Origin of the sequence: Alteromonas confluentis, assembly GCF_001757105.1 — a bacterium.
GTDB classification, from domain to species: domain Bacteria; phylum Pseudomonadota; class Gammaproteobacteria; order Enterobacterales; family Alteromonadaceae; genus Alteromonas; species Alteromonas confluentis.
The window spans coordinates 463,997-464,196 of the sequence record NZ_MDHN01000041.1 but is presented as its reverse complement, the minus strand read 5'-3'; the positions used below and the strand labels follow the sequence as shown (position 1 = coordinate 464,196).

The window sequence follows — 200 nt, the reverse complement described above, 5'->3', positions numbered from 1 at the left end:
AGTAGACCTTCTGAAATAGCAGAGGGCACATTCGCCGACCACGTACCATCGCCAAGTACAGTAGCGGTGAAGCTTTGTGCATCACCATTGCCGTCGGTAACAACGATGGTAATGAGTGCGCCAATTTCATCAGAAGTACCTGAAATCAACGGCGTATCGCTGTTGAGATCAGTGATGGAATTCACGTTGAGGATAGGCAG

Annotated in this window: 1 protein-coding gene; it reads right to left on the bottom strand. The window is 49.0% G+C overall.

Annotated features, from left to right (window positions below; genetic code table 11):
• On the bottom strand, positions 1-200 hold a 200-nt coding region (locus BFC18_RS21810), incomplete at both ends, for a hypothetical protein (protein WP_170826637.1).